Origin of the sequence: Agrobacterium sp. rho-8.1 (assembly GCF_033957725.1) — a bacterium.
Lineage (GTDB): Bacteria > Pseudomonadota > Alphaproteobacteria > Rhizobiales > Rhizobiaceae > Agrobacterium.
This window is the reverse complement of sequence record NZ_CP192789.1, coordinates 1,279,545-1,296,093: the sequence shown is the minus strand read 5'-3', so window position 1 is coordinate 1,296,093 and position 16,549 is coordinate 1,279,545. Positions and strand designations below refer to the sequence as shown.

Sequence of the window (16,549 nt, the reverse complement as noted above, 5' to 3'; positions counted from 1 at the left end):
CTCGGCTCGACGTTCGGCTTTAACGCGAAGCACGGAACGCTGCACAGATGTCACCCGCTGGCGCATTCCAGACACCGTCATGCGACAGAATGTAGTCGAGCGCCTCACGCAGATATTCGATGCGGTAAGGCATGCCGGAGACCCAGCTGTGCAGCGGAAGGCTCATGATGCGGCCGCCATAGTCCGCGCTTTCCCGGTAGAGGACGTCGAAACGATCCTTGACCTGCTGCACCCATTCCGCTTCGGATTGGAAATATTCTTCCGCCACCACACGGTCGTCCGTTTCATAGGCCATGGGCACGGCGAGCAGAGACCCGTTTTTCGTCTGCATCTCGTAAGGTAGATCGTCGTTTGCCCAATCAAGGCTGTAGGCAACACCATTGCGCGCCAAGAGATCGGGCGTATTGAAACCCTGCGCGCGACCCGGCGACAGCCACCCCTCGACCTTCTGTCCGCTCGCTTCACGCAGCAGGTTCAAAGCCTCGGCGATGATGGCATTTTCGTCGTCTTCGCCAAGCCCGGAGTGATGGACCTTGCCCATATCCAGACCATGGGCAATGATCTCGTGACCGCCCCTTACGACGGCTTCGATAAGCGCTGGGTAACGTTCGGCAATTGCTCCATTGATGGCAAAGCTGGTCTCCAGTTCCTTTTCCGCAAGAAGCTTGAGGATGCGAAAAATGCCGATGCGATTGCCGTAGTCGCGGTTCGTATAATAGCGGAAATCCGGGTAAGGCATCGACAAAGCGCCCGGTGCCTTGAATGGCTTCGACGGCATGTCGAGCGGAAAATGCTGGACGTGGGTGACTATGGACAGCGCAATACGCGCACCATCTGGCCAGGCAACCGGTTTGCGGGTGAAGAGATCGCTCCACTCGTAGCGATCATGGTCCATGCCGTAGCGGCGGGCAGGATAGCTGAGATAATCCTTGGGCATCGACATCAGACCGCACCTTTCCCGACATTGTGGGCAACCATGGCAGCGTTCATGGCGTCATAGGCACCGGTAGAATGGTAGGCAGCAGCAATCTCGCGGCCTGTGGTCTGCCACACGCCATCATGGCTAGCGATGTACTCAATCGCCTCGGCGAACGCATCGATGCGGTGCGGCTGCCCAACGAGATAGGGATGCAGCGGAATGCACATGACCGTGCCGCTTTCATCACCTTCCTTGTAAAGCTGATCGAACTGCCGCTTGATGATTTCGCCATAATGGCGCGGCGTGACCTTCTGGCTGTTGTAGACGATGACATCGTTCATCTCGAGCGAGTAAGGCATCGAAATCAGCTTGCCGGTGTTGACCTTGACCGGCATCGGCTGGTCGTCGTGGAACATGTCGCAGGTGTACTGAATGCCGGCTTCCGACAGAATATCCATCGTCCAGAAATTGTTCGACAGCGCTGGCGAGAGCCACCCGGCCAGTTCCTGACCGGTATGCTTGCGCACCGTATCGAACGCATCGCGAATAACAGCGCGCTCCTGCTCGATATCGAGATTATAGACATAACGCGTATTGTAGATGCCGTGGGAGAAGAACTCCCAGCCGCGATCAGCGCAGGCCTTGATGATTTCAGGATGGTGATCGCAAAGCGCGACGTTCAAAGAGACAGAACCGCGAAACCCGGCACGATCCATCGCCGCCATCATCCGCTGCCAACCAGCGCGGTTGCCATAATCGCGGTGCGAATATTGCAAGACATCCGGGTTCGGCCGCGCCCACGGCGTGCGAGTGGGGTTGTTCGGCGGATCGTATTCGTAGAACTCTATGTTGGGCGCGATCCAGACGGCAATCTTCTTGTTACCGGGCCAGACGATCTTGGGACGATTGGGCCATGGAAGGTAATCGTAAAGACCCAGATCCGACTTCATCTCGGTTCCCTCTGCACCCATCTCAGCGTACCTCCGGCTGGTAGGCCTCGTACCAGGCGATGGCATCCGCCACGGGGATAACATCGCCATATTTGATCGCGATGTCGTAGAGGTTGGCGAAATGCGGGCTCTCATGCTTGTCCGCGACACATTCCTCGGGAACGATAACGCGATAACCGCGCGAAATGGAATCGACAACGCAGGCGCGGACGCAGCCGGAGGTCGAACCACCGGTCAGAACCACGGTATCACACTGATGCCAGACCATCAGCGACTGAAGATTGGTTTCATGAAACGGCGACGCCATACGCTTGTTGATGACGATGTCCTTGACGTGATCGATTTGCAGACGCGGATCGAACTCGGCCCTGCGGGAACCGACCTTGATGTTCTGCAGGGAATCCGGCGTGTTGGTCCGCGTACCCCAGACACCGCAGTCCTCACCCGATTCCATGTAGGCCACATAGGTCCAGGTCACGGGAAGCTTTTTGTCGCGAGCAAGGTTCGACAGCGTGTTGACGTGCTCAAGCTGCCTCGGATCGGTTTCGTAGGCCGACACGAATTCGCCAAGAGAGGTATAGGCACACTGGAGATCGATGTTGATCAGCATCGGCTTGCGACCGAACCCAAACCGTTTACGTGTCGGGTTTGCCTTGGCCTGCTCGTAAATTTGACGCGCGGTGAGCGATGACATTTCCATGACGACCTCCAATACATGCGACCTCCCTGCACGACCGATTTCAGTCGCCATTTCCCTCACCAGGGGCTCGCCTCATACTTTCTATTGTTATCACTTTATATCATTTGTAAAGCCTCTTTTCGAAGTGACTAAATCTCTTTTTGAGACGCGCTGCTTGTCTGTGCAGTTGCCTTTTTTGAGGCACGAAAAACGTCAGGAAATGTGCAAAAACACCGAGATTCGCGAGGGAACGGCGGCACACGACATGATGCCGTCACTGCATTAATCGCGCTTTACGGGCAGCATAATGAAGGGATAAACGAGCTTGAAAGCTCTGATTGGTACCAAGACCATAAGGTGCGCGACGGATGTTTTTTCCTGTCCGGGCGCACCGGGGACTTAGAGAAAAGAAGGCAGATTCGCGTCACGAACCCACCATCTGTTTCTCAGTTCGTCGAAAGCGGCGAAGAGGATTCAAGCGCTATCTTGCGACGTACTGTTTCCAAGGATGCTCTTCCTTGAAGCCAAGAATATCGCGCGCCTTGCGATTGGAAAGTGGCGCTTCATCTGCCCCCATTTCCCGCAAAATCGGCGTATCGGGGCAGTATTTGGCGAGGAATTCTGCGGTCGGGAGATCGGCCGTGATCGTATCGTTGACGGCGTTGAAAACCTGATATCCCAGTCCGTCTTTTTCGATGCAAAGATGCACGAGAGTGCCGAGATCCCGCGCGTCGATGTAGCTCCAGGCATTGCGTTTTCGCGACATGGGATCATCGAGAAAGGCTGGAAAGTTGGAGTATTCATGCGGCTCGATGACATTGGCGATGCGTAGCGCATAGATATCTGCCTTGTAGCGCATGGCAAAAGCCCGCGCCGTCTTTTCATTGACGAGCTTCGACAGGCCATAACTGTCCATGGGGTCAGAATCGTAACTCTCATCCAATGGAAAGGCGTGAAAATCCTTTTCACCTTCCGCAAAGCAGACACCATAGGTCGTTTCGCTTGAAGCAATAATGACCTTGCGGACACCCAGCTTCATGGCTGCTTCGATCACATTATATGTGCCCACCACGTTCGCTTCGAAGGTCTTGTTGTCAGGCTCGATCAACACACGGGGAATGGCTGCGAAATGCACGACGGCATCAGGCGCAGAAGGCGGCGCGCCTGTTTCAAAACCATCGAAACCGAAATGTGTCGTCAGCGCATTAAAGACCTGACCGCTATCGGTGATATCCGCAATCAAAGTGTTGACCCCCGGCAAATCCAAGGGTTTTAAATCGACATTCAGAACGGAATAACCCTTTTCCAATAGCTTGGGAACGGCATGGCGCCCAGCTTTGCCTGTGCCACCTGTAAAAACGATTCTCTTGGTCATATCTGGCCTCCTCTAAAGCGAAAGCGCCTCAAACTGGTCGATCAAGCCAACGGCCGAAGACGACGATCATTTGTGGCGCCGACATAGCCCTAGCATAGGATAACAATTCAGGCCTGCCTGCTTTCTCGATAATTGTGGAGAACCGCTCCCAAGGCACAGGCTTCGCCGTCAACCCATCAGATGCCGCATCTTCTCGGCCGGCCTCATGCATCTACGATTTTGGACCAATCTCGATTGAATGCAGTGACGTCTTTTCTGCGCGCTCGTCACGTCGGTATCCATGAAAGGGAGATGCTGCACTTTTTCACCGCCCGTGGCGGCATGGGCGAGCGTTGAAATCTGATCATAGTGCCCATAACCTCAACCCAATTAGTCTGTCCAGCACTCACAAAAGCATGAGTTCATACCCGCGATGTTATGGCTGAAGTCGCGTTCAGGACACGCGGCTGGATTGCAAAGGCCAGAACCAGATGGTCTTGGAATTATAGTAACAATGCGAGCCACATTGTGTCGCGTCAGCGCCACCGAGAACGAGGTCGATGTGACCGCCACCGCTGTAGCCAGGAATGTCATTGAAAGCGACGACGCCCTTGCGAGCGCCGATGCCATTCTGGGCAGTCGCAGGCGTGTAGTCCTCATGGCGACCGAGATAATTGTTTTGTGCAAGCAGGTCGGCCAGCCGCCGCATGGAGACCTGAACACCCTTGCCGGCAAAAGGCCCTTTTTGGATTTTGTGCGAGCTTGGAACAATATTGACGCCCGATTTTACGAGCGCAATGCTGACCCGAATAGCGCAGGTGTTGTTGTAATTGGGATTACCGATAAAATCATCCCAGCCCATTTCCTTGAACAGGTCTTTCTGACTGACATGCGTGCCTCGCGACACATCGCTGCTTGGATAGTTTGCGTAGAGCGTATCGAAATTAACGCGCATGACAGGATCCGATCAGGTCTTTTTGGGTTCACACGGAAAGGAACTCTCAAGTGCTTTTTCCACCAAGGTGGCAGCTGACTCATTGAGCTTCTCTGAGGGCGCATCGACTAAATAGGTATAGACGCGATCTGTTAGTTCATGAGGCGCAACGCCCGCGCCACACCATTGGGTATTCGCGGTCAGGTCTGCCACACCCGCAATATAGGCGGTGCTTTTTGCGACCGACATCATGCGACGAATTTCAGGATCGGAGACCTCGGGCGCAAGTTTTCCCTCGATAGCCTGCTTCAATTCCGCACCCGAAAATGTCCATGTCCGATCCTCAGCCTGCACTACCCCCAGCCCCGCCCAAAAAGAGACGGTCGCCGCGACTGTCAGCAACGGATAGAATTTGGACATATCTTCATCCATTGAAAGCCGAAGCTTGGGCGACACCGATAAAGGTTCGTGCCGCCATGAAAAACTCCGGTGCGGGGGTGATCCCGCACCGAAGGCAAGGCAATTACGCTGCCTTGGTTGTCGCCAGATCGTAAGACGAGATCATTGGAGACTGTGGGTTGTTCTGATCGTCGAACGGTGTGTACTTCACTTCCATCTTGGTGAAGTTGAGCTTGATGGTCTCAACAGGACGGTCACCGCTGGAATCGACGGAGTAGCTGGCAATCAGAGTATTGGTCAGCAGGTACTCGATATAGGTGTTGCCGGGGTTGCCGGTCGTGACGAGGTGGATCGTCGCCTGCTTGCCGGTGCGTCCGGCGCATGCTTCACCAAAAAGCTTGGTGGAGGATGAGTCGCTGACCTTTGTGAGGATCACTTCCGAGATTGTCGGCTCGGAGGCTTCGCGGTTCGCCGCAGAACCAGCAGAGGTATTCATGTTACGAGCGACGTTCCAGTGGAGGGCTTCGATATCCATCCACTTACGGTGTTCCTCATGGGTTGCATCACCCTGAATGCCGTCCAACTGCAGATAAATTGGCATACTGTAAGCTCCTGTAATGATTGATAGACCTCTTGCTTCGAGGTCGGGTTACCTTTCGTCTAATGCCGCATGCGTCGAGAAACCCCATCCGACGCGGCAACTTTATCCGCACCAGCTGCAGGAGCCGCCGCGAATTCGTCCATATTCCCAACCGCATCGGCACGGATGCCGAACCCGGTATCATCAAAATCGACAGTCACGTGCTTCACCTTTTCGCCAGCGATGACTTTCTCGAGAAAGAAGCTGGACAAAGGTGGCAGCAGATCTCTGCCAATCATGATTTCGATGGCGCGAGCGCCGATCTCACTTGAACCAGCGCGTCCGACGAGCGCTTCTCGCGCCGGCGTCGAAAGTTCCAGTTCAGTCCCGTAAGCCGCGCGCACCCGCTCGGCTATTTTATGAATTTGGATGTCCACAATCCGGGAAAGTTGTTCCGGTCCCAGCGGCATGAAAGGCAGGATAATAGTTCGACCGAGGAACGCTGGTTTGAACTGCTTTGTCAGCTCCGGCATCAAAAGTGCCTCAAGAGCCTCACCCTCTGGCATCGTATCGGGATCGGCCGACAGAGCGGACAGGAGTTCCGATCCCGTATTGGCCGTCATGAAGATCGTCGTGTTTTTGAAGTCGATGTCGCGGCCTTCACCGTCTTTCAACATCCCCTTGTCGAACACCTGATAGAAAATATCCTGAACGCCCGGATGCGCCTTATCGATTTCGTCCAGCAGCAAGACGCCAAATGGACGACGACGCACCGCCTCCGTCAAAACGCCACCCTCGCCATAACCGACATAGCCTGGGGGGGAGCCGAGAAGCAGGGAAACCTTATGTTCCTCCTTGAACTCAGACATATTGATCGTCGTCAGATGGCCATTCCCGCCATAGAGCAGGTCGGCGAGGGAGAGAGCGGTTTCTGTCTTGCCGGTGCCAGACATGCCGACAAGCATGAAAACGGCAGGTGGACGGCGAGGATCCGATAGGCCAGCTCTCGCCGCACGCATCGCATCTGCAATTCGATCGATGGCCCAGTCCTGCCCGATGACACGCTGCTTCATGCGCTCATCGAGGGTCTTGGCGCTTTCGATCTGGTCGGCAAGCAGCTTTCCAAGCGGGATACCCGTCCAGCGCGACACAACTGCGGCAATCATCTCCCGGTCCACGACGAGCGGCACCAATCGTTCCTCGCCATTTCCTGTGGAAACAGGAACTGGCCTCAGCGGCGCTATATTCGATCCGTCGAGCCCATTCATATCGGATGCAACGGACTGCGATAAGTCGAGTATCTCCGCATCATAACGCGACCGCAGGTTCCCGATCTCAGTCTCAAGACGGGCCATTTCGGTGTCAATGACGTCAATACGTTTGCTGACATCCTCGTCTGAAGGCTCCCGACATAGCCAGTCATGCTCTGTCGCCAAAAGCCGCTTCTCACTTTCCATGTTCCGAAGCTTTTCGGGCAGGGTCTGGCGAGCAAGCGAAACTGCTGCCGCAGCGGTATCCAGAAGACTGACAGCCTTGTCCGGCAACTGGCGAGCGGGCATATAGCGCGCAGACAATTGTACGGCTGCGACGATGGCCTCATCGCGTATCGTGACGCCATGATGCTTGATGAACGTATCGGCGACGCCGCGCAACATGCGCACTGCGGTTGCTTCATCGGGCTCGCGCACATGGACAGGCTGGAACCTGCGCGTCAAAGCCGCGTCTTTTTCGAAATATTTCTTGTACTCGCTCCACGTGGTTGCTGCCACTGTACGGACTTCACCGCGGGCCAGCGCCGGCTTGAGAATATTTGCAGCATCTCCCTGCCCTGCGGCACCGCCTGCGCCCACAAGTCCATGAGCCTCGTCGATGAATAGAATGATTGGCTCAACTGAACGTTTTACCGCGTCGATAACACCATGCAGACGCCGCTCGAATTCACCCTTCACCCCTGCACCTGCCTGTAAAAGGGATAGATCGAGGCTCAGAAGTCGCACGTCTCTCAGTTTTTCAGGCACATTTCCGGAAACAATTTCCAGAGCCAGTGCTTCCGCAACCGCCGTCTTACCGACGCCAGCCTCGCCGACGAGTATGGGATTGTTTTGACGACGACGGGTCAGAATATCGATCATTTGTCGCAACTCGTCGTCACGACCAATAACCGGATCGACCTTGCCCTGACGGGCATCTTCCGTCATGTCCTGCGTGTAAAGCCTCAGAAAATCATTTTGGTCTTTGCCCTGCCCCACCAGAGGTGAACCCTGCTCGGCCTTACCACCGCTCGTGGGTTGCAAGGCCTGCTCCTCGCGCAAAGCTTGGAGCGCAACGCGATCAACCAGCTTGAGCGAAGGAAAAGCCGCCCGCACGAGACTGCGCAGCGAAGTCTCTTCATCAAGCGCGAGAATGAGGTGAACAAGATCGATGTGGCTGCGACCATCCTGTAAAGACGCAAGGAGCCATGCCTCGCGCCCGGTCGTCAAGACGTTCTGCGACAGCGAAAGCGCCTCGCCATCGCCGATTGCCGCATCGTCCAAGGCTCTGTCGATCTCGGCTCGCAGGTTGTCGACGGGAATTTTCAGTTGCGCCAAAATGTCAGCATGCTTGTCGTTTTCCACAACCGCGCACAACCAGTGGGCAATATCCACATATCGATGATTACGCCTGGCAGCGACCGATGCGGCAGCCTCCAGCGATACCCGCAGGTCAGGCTCAAGCGCTTCAATCAGGCGATTGAGATCTATGTGCGACATGCAGCGAGCCTCCGATTTGCGACATTACACAACGTGACGTGGCATAGTTAGGTGGGTGAAACTCACTTGTCCAGCCAAAAGTTGCGTTTTTTATTTGACGAGTTTAAAATGAAGTCACCACAATTTTGCCTTATTTTCCATAAGTCTGGTTGGTGACTTACATTACGTAACGGAAGTAACCGTCACGGAAACATCATACTTTAAGAGGGTTAGACTGATATTGAGTGCGCAAGAGGTCACAAGCAATATAGAATACCTTGGAGATTGCGGAGAAAATATTCGAAGCAATCAAAGAACTCGTGAACTCTACTATAGAATTAAGGATGAAAGAAACCAGGCCCGAGCAGAAGAGCGCTCTGTTTCCCCGCAGGAAGTTCTGAGGATTTCCAATAACTGGACAGAGGTTAGCAATCTCGGATTGCAGATTATATATTCGGAAAGTCGTGATATCGAAATATTGGCATGGCTTGCCGAAGCAGAACTTAGGCTGCGCGGCTACATCGGCCTGCTCGAAATCTACCGATTGACCCATGACATTTTGTGCAACCAGTGGGACTCGATTAAATCGATCAGCGATGATGATGACGAAGAAAAATTTTCTCCGTTCGCCGGATTGAACGGTGTTGGAAGCGAGGGAACGCTTGTTCAGCCCTTGAGACTGAGCTCGCTTATTCCGGGCGGGAAGTTCGGAGAAAGAACGCTCTGGGACTTTCAGTTGGCGCAGAGACCCGCCGAAACCAAGCGCCGCGAAGATCTGTATCAGGCGGCGTCCGAAGTCGGCGTTGCCGCCATGTCCGCACAACTGGCCGACGTGAATGCCTGCCTGGAAATGTTTGACGCGATCAGCGCAATTCTTTCGGAACGGTGTGGGCCGAATGCACCTGCGAGTTCCAACATCAGAAATATCCTCATCGAAACAGCCGCAGCAATCCGCGCCTTGGGTGGAAAAGATGGTGCACCACCGCCGCCGCCACAGAATACACGCATAACGGATGGAGAAAATGCACCCGCGCAGCCAGAAGTTCAGAAAAACTTAACTTCGAACCCGGAAGAAATCGCTTCACGTGACGACGCATTTGAAACTCTTCTCGCAGTTGCGCGTTACTTCCGCCGAACGGAGCCGCATTCTCCGATTTCGCTGGCTATCGAAACATTGGTTCGCAGGGGGCGCATGGATTTTTCAGAGCTACTTGCAGAGCTGTTGCCCGAGGCGCACGCGCGCAATGCGGTGTTGACGGCAGCGGGCATAAAGCCGGGTGGCGATGATGCCGGGAAATAGTGAAACCACGGGAGCATGCTCCCCAAAGTCAGCAATGCTTTTAAAGCGTCAAGGAGGTTCCAATGCCAAGTGTACATGAGAAACTGGAGCGTGTTCGCAAACCTCGCGTTCACATCAAATACGAAGTTGAAACCGAAGGCGCCATGGTGGTCAAGGAACTGCCATTTGTCGTCGGCGTGCTGGGTGACTTCTCCGGAAACCCGACCCAGCCGTTGAAGCCGTTTGGTGAGCGCAAATTCGTCCAGATCGACCGTGATAATTTCGATGAGGTCATGCGCCGCATGACACCGGGTCTGAACATGAGTGTTCCCAACACCCTTCAGGACGACGGAACGGATTTGCAGATCAACCTCAAATTCGAGAGCATGGACGATTTCCTGCCCGGTGCAGTGGTTGAGCAGGTTCCGGCGCTCAAGGCCCTTCTCGATGCGCGCAACGAACTGCGCGACCTGCTTTCCAAAGCGGACCGTTCGGAAGACCTGGAGCGCCTTCTGGAAGACATCCTGCAGAACAAGACCGATCTGGGGACGCTTGTCGCTGAATTGAAAGAGAAGAACGGCGAAGGCAAATAGCTTCGCTGCACAAGCATTGCTTCGTTGAGACGCCCCGGCACCGGGGCTTCCCCGGTTCTAGCGGCAAACAAGAAAGCCGCATTTGGAAGGATTGAGACATGAGCGCTGATAGCCTGCTGAAAAATGAAGCACAGGCAACGACGACCGAAGAAAATGGCCTTCTGGCCAAGGTGGTTGCCGCAACACGCCAGACCGAACCCGACCGTGCTCAAAATCTTCTGCGCACGCTGACGGATCAAGCTCTCAAGGGTACCGTCAAATATGACCGTAACCTGACCGTTACCCTTAATCAGGCAATTGCCGACCTTGACCGTGCCATTTCCGTTCAGCTCGCCGCCGTCATGCAGGCGCCCGAGTTCACGAAACTGGAAGGTACGTGGCGGGGACTGAACTATCTGGTCAAGAACTCCGAGACGAGCGTCAATTTGAAAATCCGCGTTCTGAACGCCACCAAGCGTGAAGTCAGCCGCGATCTTGAAAAGGCCGTTGAGTTCGACCAATCCCGCCTGTTCAAGTCGATTTATGAAGACGAATTCGGCACCCCCGGTGGCGAACCCATGGGCGCCATTATCGGTGACTACGAGTTCGATAACTCGTTCGAAGACGTTCAGTTGTTGCAGGGCGTCTCTTCGATCGCGGCCGCTGCGTTTGCCCCGTTTATTTCTGCTGCAAGCCCGCGCATGTTCGGCTTTGACGACTACCGCGATCTGGCGCGTCCACGCGATCTTGAAAAGATTTTCGACACCGTCGAATACGCGAAGTGGCGCAGCTTCCGCGAAAGCGACGATTCCCGTTTTGTCACACTCGCGCTTCCACGCGTTCTCGCACGTATGCCCTACGGACCGAAGACAAACCCGGTTGACGAGTTTGCGTATGATGAAACCAAGGGTTCCGTGAACAACGATCTGGATCATGACGAATATTGCTGGATGAATGCGGCATACGTCATGGGTACGAAGCTGACGGACGCCTTTGCTAAAAACGGCTGGTGCACGGCCATCCGCGGTGCTGAAAACGGCGGCAAGGTCGAAAATCTACCGATGCATGTCTTCTCCAGTGACGATGGCGATCTGGATCTGAAATGCCCGACTGAGGTCGGGATCACGGATCGTCGCGATGCGGAACTCGGCAAACTCGGCTTCCTGCCACTGTGCCATTACAAGAACACAGATTACGCCGTGTTCTTCGGCGCGCAGACGGCACACAAGCCCAAGCTCTACGACCGGCCGGAAGCCACGGCGAACGCAGCAGTGTCCGCCCGTCTGCCCTACATGATGGCGACGTCACGGTTTGCACATTATCTGAAGGTCATGGGCCGCGATAAAATCGGCTCGTTCATGGAGGCATCGGATTGCGAAGTCTGGCTCAATCGCTGGATCTCCAACTATGTCAACGCCAACGACGAGGCCGGCGAGGAATCCAGAGCGAAATATCCACTTCGCGACGCCAAGGTCACCGTTCAGGAAATTCCTGGCAAGCCTGGTGCATACAACGCCGTTGCCTGGATGCGTCCATGGTTGCAGATGGAAGAGCTGACGACGTCCTTGCGTATGGTCGCCCGCATTCCGACCAAAAACTGAGCATGAAAAGGGGCAGCAGTGCCCCTCTTCCCGCATTTCCGCCTGGAGCTCATCCATGAAGCCAAGGTCCGTCTCGGACACCCGCAGTCAGGCCGACCTGCTCATCGCACTCATAGACGAGGCGTTGAACGCGCAGGTCAACGTCATTTTGCACCATCCTGATTTCCAGGCGATGGAAGCGAGATGGCGCGGGCTTGCCATGGTGGTGCGAGAAGCGAGCCGCAGCCCAGATGTTAAAATCAAGCTGTTGAATGCAAGTTGGCGCGAGTTGGCCCGAAGCATGGAGCGGGCGACGGATTTCGATCAAAGCCATCTTTTCGAAATCATTTACAGCCGCGAATTCGGAATGCCGGGCGGCGAGCCCGTGGGTCTGTTGATCGGTGACTATACTTTCTCGCCGGACGACTTCGAAGGTATCGATTCCATAACCGCTCTTTCACAGATCGGCATGGTGGCCGCTGCCGCGTTTTGCCCATTCGTCGCTGCGGCGTCCCCTATGACAGTCGGCCTTCAGGATTTTTCCGAACTGAACCGCGTTCACGACTTTACATGGTTGAAGCAAGAAAAGTCGCGGCTGCGATGGAATGCACTGCGTGCGCGTGATGACAGCCGGTTTGTTGGACTTGTCGCCCCGCGCATCCTTTTGCGCTCTCCACACAAACCCTATTCCCGCAGGCGCGAGGATCCGTTCCCCTTCCGTGAACACGTGTCGGAGAACGGGGAAACTTTGCTGTGGGGAAATGCCGCCTTTGCCTTTGGTGCCGTCGTCGTCAGAAACTTCAACGAGAGTGGCTGGTTTGCCGATATTCGCGGTGTGACGCAGGACGCTGTGGATGGCGGCATGCTGTCGCCCGCTCAGTTGCCCCCCCTCGAATTGGGCCTCGAAAGCAACGGGCTTTCAGCACAGTCGCCCGTCGAAGCACAGCTCACCACGGGGCAGGAACAACAGTTCTCCGACCTCGGAATCGTGCCGGTTTCTACGACCTATTTATCTAGTATGGCAATTTTCAACGCCAATCAGTCGCTTCATGCTCCGGGCCATTATTCCGGAGAGAGCGCACGACAAAACGCCAGACTGGCTGCGATGCTGCAATACGTGCTGTGTGCTTCCCGCTTTTCGCACTATCTCAAGGTCATCATGCGCGATGATATCGGCGCGCTAAGTGATGCGCGCACGATCGAACGCAAGCTGGAAACATGGTTGGCGTCCTATACACTGGGTAATGACGACGCCGAGGCGACTCTCAGAGCACGCTACCCCCTGCGTTCCGCGGGCATAGAGGTCTTCGAAATCCCGGGAAAACCGGGCAGCTTCTCGTGTACCGTTCGTCTCCAGCCACACTTTCAGCTGGATGACGTCTCCACAAGTTTCCACCTGATTGCCGAAACGACAACTCCAATTGTCCGCAGCGGGGCAGCCCCCGAGCCGCGAAGGATTACCGCATGACACTGCGCGAAGACATCTCCCGCCTGCTCGACGGCGATCAGCTCCAGGAGGCCATTGGCGCCGCAAAAGAGCATGTGAAGGTAAAGCCGTCGGATAAGGAAGGACGCAATCTTTACGTCGACCTTCTCATCCTCGCTGGCGAGTTCGAAAAAGCAGATGCGCAGTGCAACCTTGCCGCTACGTTTGCCCCACAGGATGCTGTCGGCTTTTCCATCATACGCCACCATCTGCGTGCTATGGCAGCGCGCAATGCCTGGTTTATAGACGGCGCCGTTCCGGATTTTGCAAATGGTCCTTCCGAACTCGATCAGCTTGCGATCAAGGCCAATATCGCCGCGCGCGCGGGTGACGCGGAAGCGGCCACGGGCGCACTCGCGGAACTCGAGGCTCAGCGCGGTGAGCTATCCGTGGCCTGCAACGGCAAGCCTGCTGGAGATATTCGCGATCTCGATGACCGTATTCCGCACGCCCTCGAAGTGCTGACGGACGGTGGTCGCTATCTATGGATCGATTACGCCAGGATCGGGTCCTTGACGATCGAGCCCATGAAACGCCCCCGCGACATCGCCTTCCGCCAGGCAGAGTTATCTCTGCGCGACGGCGCCATGGCGTCTGTCTTGGTGCCATCGCTGTACCACAGCGGAACCGACAGTCCGACAATGTTGCTCGGTCGTGAAACGGTCTGGAACGATGTCGGGCCACTCGTCACCGGAGAGGGTCAGCGTTGCCTCTTGATTGGCGACGACCTCGTACCATTCCACGAAATCTCCACACTGACCTCCACAGCTGAAACGCAAGAAAGGCAGACCGCGCGTGGTTGATCCGCTCGAGCAATACAGACCAAAACAGCGGACGTTGTCTCGGTCGGTTTTCGACCGACTGCTGGATGATGCACCGGATGCGGAAAATGATCCTCCAGCCAGCCTCGCCGATCAGGTTCGCGAAATGCGAGAGGTTATTCGCCGCGATCTGGAAGCCTTGCTGAACACGCGGCGCAATCCTGCGGGGCCATCCGGCGATCTCAAAGAGCTCTCAGACGCGCTGGTGAGCTACGGCGTGGACGGCATATTGTCCGCCAACCTCGTAACCGATGCCTCCAAGGCAAAGCTCGCCCAGACCATCGAGCGGCGCATCAGCATGTTTGAGACACGGCTTTCAGATGTTCGGGTCACCATTCTGCGCAATCGGGTGGACGGTGATCGGGCGCTGAGAATGCGCATTCAGGCAACGTTCCGATTGCATGAGGGCATGCCACCGATCAGCTTTGAATCCAAGATAGACCCTTCCACCCAACGCTTTCTGGTGGAGGCAGGAAATGCCTGACGGCTTTCTGGAAAAATACAATGACGAACTGTTTGCGCTGAGAAAGCGTGCGTCCCGCTTTGCCAAGGCATTCCCCAAGATTGCCGGACGGCTGCGGATGACCGGCGACGTTGCCGACGACCCGCATGTCGAACGCTTGATCCAGAGTTTTGCCTACTCCGCCGCCCGTGTGCGTCTGAAGCTCGATGACGAATTTCCCGAGCTCTCGGACAGCCTGCTCGAGACGCTCTATCCCCATTATCTGGCGCCCCTGCCCTCGATGAGCGTCGTGCATTTCAAGCCGAGCGCCGCTCTCACGACCGTTCAGAGGTTGGATCGTCATAGCGAAATTCTGGCTGAACCGATTGGCGGGGAGAGCTGCCGGTTCCGGACCGCACAGGACACCGATATCATTCCGCTGGAAATCTCTGGCGCATCGCTCGTCAGCCAGCCCATCGACGCGCCGTTTTCGTCAAGTAGTGCTGGCGCTGCCAGTTGCCTGAAGCTTTCCCTGCGCACCACCGCACCGCGCCCCACGACATTCCGAGAGATGGGACTGAGTTCGCTGCCGATTTTCATCTCGTCGGCATGGCAGCAGGCAACAGCCCTTTACGAATTGCTGGCCAATCATTGTGTCGGAGTGGCACTTGCCCAGCATTCCGAAGATAAGAACGCCGTGTTTCTTCCGGCAAAGAGCCTGAAGACTTCGGGCTTTGCGCGCGATCAGGCAATGTTGCCCTACCCAGCAAACAGCTTCGACGGTTACCGGCTGCTGACTGAGTTTTTCGCACTTCCGCACAAGTTTTTGTTTCTCGATATTGACGGCATGGATCAATGGACCGGCGGTGACTGCGAACTCTATATATACCTCGACGCAGCCGATGCGCGTCTTGAGCGGATGGTCTCAGCAAAGGACTTCGTGCTCAACGCCTCTCCCGTCATCAACCTTTTCCAGCAATCCTGCGAACCGATCAATCTGGACGGCACCCGAACAGAATACCGGCTGCTGCCGGATGCACGACGCCAGCGAACACGAGAAATCTACGGTGTCGAAAGCGTCCAGTTGACAAACCGTTCCGGTCAGATCGAAACGACGTCGCCATTCTTTGGTCGAACCCAGAGAAGCAATGGTTGCAATGTGTTCTGGCAATCCTACCGGCGTTTCGATGATGACGATGGTTCATCCGATACGGATATAGCCTTCGTTGACCAGCAACGTGGTCCCTTGGGGCCGCTCGATGTCGTCGCCAGCGTGGAAACGCTGTGCATCAATCGCGAGCTTCCCAGCCAGCTTCCTTTCGGCGGAGGGCATCCCTTCCTCCAGCTCTCGGCTGGAAACGAGGCGATCGAGTCCATTCATGCCCTGTTGCCGCCGACGCCAGCCGTGCGAATGACCGAACGATCCGCGCGCGAATGGAGGCTGGTCTCCCACCTGTTGCTCAACCATCTCTCGCTCTTTGACAATGGTGGCGCACCGCTCAAGGACATCCTGTCGCTCTACGCTTTCCGCGATACGCCGGAGACACGCCAACTGGTGGAAGCGATTACGTCGGTGGAAGCCAACAATTCCCACGCCCGGATCGGATCGGCCATGGTTCCGGGAACGGACATCACTCTGGAGTTCGATCCGGCCATGATCGACCGTTCTGCCGCCTTCGTGTTTGCGAGCGTGCTCAACCATTTCTTTGGTCTTTATACATCCATCAACAGCTTCACGCGCCTGACAGCAACCATGCGTGGCCAATCCGAACCTCTTGCCAAGTGGCCTGCCCGTGCGGCGGACCGCCCACTGCTTTAGGAGGTC

Annotated in this window: 15 protein-coding genes; 7 read left to right on the top strand and 8 right to left on the bottom strand. The window is 55.8% G+C overall.

Annotation, left to right across the window (positions count from 1 at the left end; genetic code table 11):
- Window positions 1-19: 19 nt before the first annotated feature.
- The 8 genes from RMR21_RS20790 to tssH all read right to left on the bottom strand — a co-directional run bounded on the left by RMR21_RS20790 (window position 20) and on the right by tssH (window position 8,565).
- A complete protein-coding gene (locus RMR21_RS20790; RefSeq protein ID WP_498671306.1) occupies window positions 20-943 on the bottom strand; it encodes a polysaccharide deacetylase family protein in 924 nt (307 codons plus the stop codon).
- Window positions 943-1,869 (bottom strand): polysaccharide deacetylase family protein, encoded by a 927-nt coding sequence (locus RMR21_RS20785; protein WP_498671305.1) that lies wholly within the window; start codon window positions 1,867-1,869, stop codon window positions 943-945. Before RMR21_RS20785 ends, RMR21_RS20790 begins: the two co-directional genes overlap by 1 nt.
- Before the next feature lie 22 nt (window positions 1,870-1,891).
- Window positions 1,892-2,569 carry an isochorismatase family protein gene (locus RMR21_RS20780; protein WP_498671304.1) on the bottom strand — a complete coding sequence of 226 codons (678 nt, stop codon included), beginning with the start codon at window positions 2,567-2,569 and terminating at the stop codon, window positions 1,892-1,894.
- A 460-nt stretch (window positions 2,570-3,029) separates the two neighbouring features.
- Window positions 3,030-3,923 carry an NAD-dependent epimerase/dehydratase family protein gene (locus RMR21_RS20775; protein ID WP_498671303.1) on the bottom strand — a complete coding sequence of 298 codons (894 nt, stop codon included), beginning with the start codon at window positions 3,921-3,923 and terminating at the stop codon, window positions 3,030-3,032.
- 433 nt (window positions 3,924-4,356) lie between these two features.
- On the bottom strand, window positions 4,357-4,857 hold the full coding sequence (locus RMR21_RS20770) for a type VI secretion system amidase effector protein Tae4 (RefSeq protein ID WP_498671302.1): 501 nt from the start codon (window positions 4,855-4,857) through the stop codon (window positions 4,357-4,359).
- 12 nt (window positions 4,858-4,869) lie between these two features.
- Window positions 4,870-5,256, bottom strand: a complete 387-nt coding sequence (locus tag RMR21_RS20765) for a Rap1a/Tai family immunity protein (protein ID WP_498671301.1) — start codon at window positions 5,254-5,256, stop codon at window positions 4,870-4,872.
- A 103-nt stretch (window positions 5,257-5,359) separates the two neighbouring features.
- Complete coding sequence (locus tag RMR21_RS20760; RefSeq protein WP_174155026.1) at window positions 5,360-5,836, bottom strand: Hcp family type VI secretion system effector; 477 nt, start codon at window positions 5,834-5,836, stop codon at window positions 5,360-5,362.
- Between the two features lie 59 nt (window positions 5,837-5,895).
- The gene (gene tssH / locus RMR21_RS20755; RefSeq protein WP_498671300.1) at window positions 5,896-8,565 is read right to left on the bottom strand and encodes a type VI secretion system ATPase TssH; all 2,670 of its coding nucleotides are present in this window, start codon (window positions 8,563-8,565) and stop codon (window positions 5,896-5,898) included.
- Window positions 8,566-8,785: 220 nt separating this feature from the next.
- On the opposite strand from tssH, the gene tssA reads away from it, so the two are divergent.
- The 7 genes from tssA to tssF all read left to right on the top strand — a co-directional run bounded on the left by tssA (window position 8,786) and on the right by tssF (window position 16,543).
- Window positions 8,786-9,844, top strand: coding sequence for a type VI secretion system protein TssA (gene tssA / locus RMR21_RS20750; RefSeq protein WP_498671299.1), 1,059 nt, complete (start codon window positions 8,786-8,788; stop codon window positions 9,842-9,844).
- A 62-nt stretch (window positions 9,845-9,906) separates the two neighbouring features.
- Window positions 9,907-10,416, top strand: coding sequence for a type VI secretion system contractile sheath small subunit (tssB, locus tag RMR21_RS20745; protein ID WP_498671298.1), 510 nt, complete (start codon window positions 9,907-9,909; stop codon window positions 10,414-10,416).
- Window positions 10,417-10,514: 98 nt separating this feature from the next.
- On the top strand, window positions 10,515-11,996 hold the full coding sequence (tssC, locus tag RMR21_RS20740; RefSeq protein WP_498671297.1) for a type VI secretion system contractile sheath large subunit: 1,482 nt from the start codon (window positions 10,515-10,517) through the stop codon (window positions 11,994-11,996).
- Between the two features lie 55 nt (window positions 11,997-12,051).
- Window positions 12,052-13,443: a type VI secretion system contractile sheath large subunit gene (gene tssC, locus RMR21_RS20735; protein WP_498671296.1), complete on the top strand. Its 1,392-nt coding sequence runs from the start codon at window positions 12,052-12,054 to the stop codon at window positions 13,441-13,443.
- The gene (locus RMR21_RS20730) at window positions 13,440-14,264 is read left to right on the top strand and encodes a type VI secretion system accessory protein TagJ (RefSeq protein ID WP_498671295.1); all 825 of its coding nucleotides are present in this window, start codon (window positions 13,440-13,442) and stop codon (window positions 14,262-14,264) included. The genes tssC (RMR21_RS20735) and RMR21_RS20730 overlap by 4 nt, the downstream gene beginning before the upstream one ends.
- Window positions 14,257-14,766 carry a type VI secretion system baseplate subunit TssE gene (gene tssE / locus RMR21_RS20725; protein ID WP_498671294.1) on the top strand — a complete coding sequence of 170 codons (510 nt, stop codon included), beginning with the start codon at window positions 14,257-14,259 and terminating at the stop codon, window positions 14,764-14,766. Before RMR21_RS20730 ends, tssE begins: the two co-directional genes overlap by 8 nt.
- Window positions 14,759-16,543: a type VI secretion system baseplate subunit TssF gene (tssF, locus tag RMR21_RS20720; RefSeq protein WP_498671293.1), complete on the top strand. Its 1,785-nt coding sequence runs from the start codon at window positions 14,759-14,761 to the stop codon at window positions 16,541-16,543. Before tssE ends, tssF begins: the two co-directional genes overlap by 8 nt.
- Window positions 16,544-16,549: the final 6 nt, after the last annotated feature.